At 69.8% G+C, this 3274-nt stretch carries 3 protein-coding genes; all 3 read left to right on the top strand.

Features of this window, described 5'->3' with window-relative positions; translation table 11 throughout:
• The coding region (locus tag Q8S40_RS11480; protein ID WP_305670505.1) for a cytochrome c family protein at nucleotides 1–377 on the top strand (377 nt) is incomplete at its 5' end.
• On the top strand, nucleotides 374–1156 hold the full coding sequence (hisN, locus tag Q8S40_RS11475) for a histidinol-phosphatase (protein ID WP_305670506.1): 783 nt from the start codon (nucleotides 374–376) through the stop codon (nucleotides 1154–1156). The genes Q8S40_RS11480 and hisN, both read left to right, overlap by 4 nt.
• Nucleotides 1157–1199: 43 nt before the next feature.
• Nucleotides 1200–3056 carry an extracellular solute-binding protein gene (locus Q8S40_RS11470; protein ID WP_305670504.1) on the top strand — a complete coding sequence of 619 codons (1857 nt, stop codon included), beginning with the start codon at nucleotides 1200–1202 and terminating at the stop codon, nucleotides 3054–3056.
• Nucleotides 3057–3274 lie beyond the last annotated feature (218 nt).

Below are 3274 nucleotides of genomic sequence, written 5' to 3'. Positions count from 1 at the left end.
CCGCCGCCGCCGCACCGCAGCCGATCGGCCCGCTGCTGGCCGCCGCCAACCCCGACACCGGCCGCCAGATCGCGCAGCGCGCCTGCGCCTCCTGCCACAGCTTCAATGAGGGTGGGAACAACGGCATCGGCCCGAACCTGTGGAACATCGTGAACGGCCCGCATGCCCATATCGAGGGCTTCAACTACTCCGCCGCGCTGCGGGCGAAGGCCGCCGAACCTTGGGATTTTGAGGCGCTGAACGCCTTCCTGCTGCGCCCCTCCGCAGCCATCCCGGGCACCCGCATGGCCTATGCCGGCATGTCCAACATCAATCAGCGCGCGGACGTGATCGCCTTCCTGCGGTCCCTGTCCAACGAGCCGGCGCCGCTGCCCTGAGCGACGCGGCTGACTTCCTGGCGACGGCGGAAGCCGCCGCGGAGGCAGCGGGTGCTGTCATCCGCCCGCTGTTCCGCTCCGCCCTGCTGGTGGAGGCGAAGGGCGATGCCAGCCCGGTCACCGAAGCCGACCGGGCAGCGGAACGCGCCATCCGCGCCCTGCTCGCCGAACGCCACCCCGACCATGGCGTGATCGGCGAGGAATATGGCGATACCAACCCGGACGCCGAATGGGTCTGGGTGCTGGACCCGATCGACGGCACGCGCGCCTTCGTCACCGGCCGCCCGCTGTTCGGCACGCTGATCGGGCTGCTGCACCGGGGCATCCCCGTGCTCGGCGTCATCGACCAGCCGACCACCGGGGAGCGCTGGACCGGCATCACCGGCCAGCCCACCACCTTCCGCTCCGGCTTCGGCGGCACGCCGCGCTGCCGGCCCTGCGCCCGGCTGGCGGAGGCCGAATTGTCCTGCACCTCCCCGGACATGTTCGACGCCAAATCCGCCCCGCGCTTCGCCGCCGTGAAGGCCGCCGCGCGCCGCACCACCTGGGGCGGCGATTGCTACGCCTATGGCCTGCTGGCGCTCGGCCTGGTGGATGCGGTGGTGGATGCCACCATGAAGCCCTGGGACTGGGCCGCGCTGGTGCCGGTCATCCAGGGCGCCGGCGGCACCTGCACGGACTGGGCCGGCCGGCCCCTGCGCCTGGATGGCGACGGCACCGTGCTGGCCCTCGGCGATGCCGCCATGCTGCCGGAAGCGACGGGCCTGCTAACCCGCTGAGCCGCGGTTGCGGTGGCGGGTCGGAACCCCCAACATAGCAGCCATGCGCCGACGCGATTTGCTGACCCTCTCCGCCGCCCTCGGCCTCGCGCCGAGCGCCCTGCATGCCGCAACGCCCGCCGGCGGTTCCGCCGCGCCCGGCCAGGCGATACGCACCCATGCGCTGTCCCTGCTGGGCGAACCCGCGCTGCCGGTGGACTTCACCCACTTCCCCTGGGTGAACCCCGATGCGCCGAAGGGCGGCGAGATCACGCTGACCGCGATCGGGTCCTTCGACAGCTTCAACCAGTACGTGCTGCGCGGCACCCCCGCCGTGGGGCTGAACCTGATCTATGACACGCTGCTGGCCAACAGCAACGACGAGGCGAGCAGCGAATACCCCTATCTCGCGCAATGGATCGACCTGCCGGCCGACCGCATGGCGATCAGCTTCGAGCTGAACCCGGCCGCCCGCTGGCATGATGGCCGCCCCGTCACCGCCGCCGACGTGGTCTTCACCTTCAACGCACTCCGCACCCATGGCCGGCCCTTCTTCCGGTCCTATTGGGGGGATGTGACGGAGGTGGTGGCCGAGTCCGAACGCCGCGTGACCTTCCGCTTCCGCAGCAACGAGAACCGCGAACTCGGCCTGATCCTCGGCCAGATGCCGGTGATGCCGGCCCATTGGTGGGAAGGCCGCGACTTCGCCCGCCCGCTGCTGGACCCCCCGCTGGGGTCCGGCGCCTACCGGCTGGAGCGCTTCGATGCCGGGCGCAGCCTGGTCTATCGCCGCGTGCCGGATTGGTGGGCGACGGACATCCCGACCCAGAAGGGCACGCAGAACTGGGACGTGCAGCGCTACGAATACTTCCGCGACACCACCGTGGCGCTGGAAGCCTTCAAGGCCGGGCAGATCGACTTCCGCACGGAAAACAGCGCGCGCGACTGGGCCACCGGCTACGACTTCCCCGCCATGCGCCGCGGCCTGGCGAAGCAGGATGAGGTGCGCCACGAACTGCCCACCGGCATGCAGGCCTTCGCCATGAACCTGCGCCGGCCGCTGTTCCAGGACGCCCGCGTGCGCCGCGCGCTGATCGAGCTGTTCGACTATGAGTGGATGAACGCCAACCTGTTCTTCGGCAGCTACACCCGCACGCAAAGCTACTTCTCCAACTCCGAATTGGCTTCATCTGGTCTGCCGACGGGCGCCGAACTCGCGATCCTGGAACCCTTCCGCGGCCGCGTGCCGGAGGAAGTCTTCACCACCGAGTACAAGCTTCCCGTCACCGACGGCTCCGGCAACAACCGCGAGGGCATCCGCAACGCGCTCCGCCTGCTGCAGGCCGCCGGCTGGCGAGTGCAGAACCGCCGCCTGGTCGGGCCGCAAGGCCAGCCCTTCGAATTCGAGATCCTGCTGCAAGGCGCCACCTTCGAACGCATCGCGCTGCCCTATGTCCAGGCGCTGGAGCGCATCGGCATGGCCGTCCGCGTCCGCACCGTGGACCCGGCGCAATACCAGACCCGCATCGACGCCTTCGACTTCGACATGACCGTGGACGTCATCGGCCAGTCGCTGTCCCCCGGCAACGAACAGCGGGACTTCTTCTCCTCCGCCAAGGCGCGGGAGAACGGCAGCCGCAACGTCGCCGGCATCAGCGACCCGGCGATCGACGAGCTGGTAGAGCTGGTGATCAGCGCACCGGACCGCGAACAACTCATCGCCCGCACCCGCGCGCTGGACCGCGTGCTGCTGTGGAACAACTTCATGATCCCGAACTGGCACACCCGCAGCTTCCGCATCGCCTTCTGGGACAAATTCGGCCGCCCCGAACGCAACCCGCGCTACGGCCTCGGCCTCGAAACCTGGTGGATCGACCCCGCCAAGGACCGCGCCCTGACCGAAGCCCGGCGGAACCTGTAGTGGACATGGGCGTGTTGCGCCTGTGGCCCGCAGGAGGGGCGCTGCCCCCCCTGCACCCCCCCGCCAGAAGGCAGGGGCCTCCTGGACCACAGGACTTTGAGCAGGAAAGGAGAGGGGCGCAGCTGCACCGCATGCTCGTCGGTTCCGTCGGGCCCTGTCCTTTCCTGCTCATGATTCACGGGTTCCAAGGGGCCACTGCCCCTTGGCGGGTGGGGTGT

This window comes from Falsiroseomonas sp. (genome assembly GCF_030695085.1).
Taxonomy (GTDB): domain Bacteria; phylum Pseudomonadota; class Alphaproteobacteria; order Acetobacterales; family Acetobacteraceae; genus Falsiroseomonas.
Note: the sequence above shows the minus strand (reverse complement) of the source record. Positions and strands in the feature narration are given on the sequence as shown.

Bases quoted from the DNA above. Each gene is read 5' to 3' on its own strand.
- Q8S40_RS11470 (WP_305670504.1), top strand. From the start codon at position 1,200: ATGCGCCGACGCGATTTGCTGACCCTCTCCGCCGCCCTCGGCCTCGCG.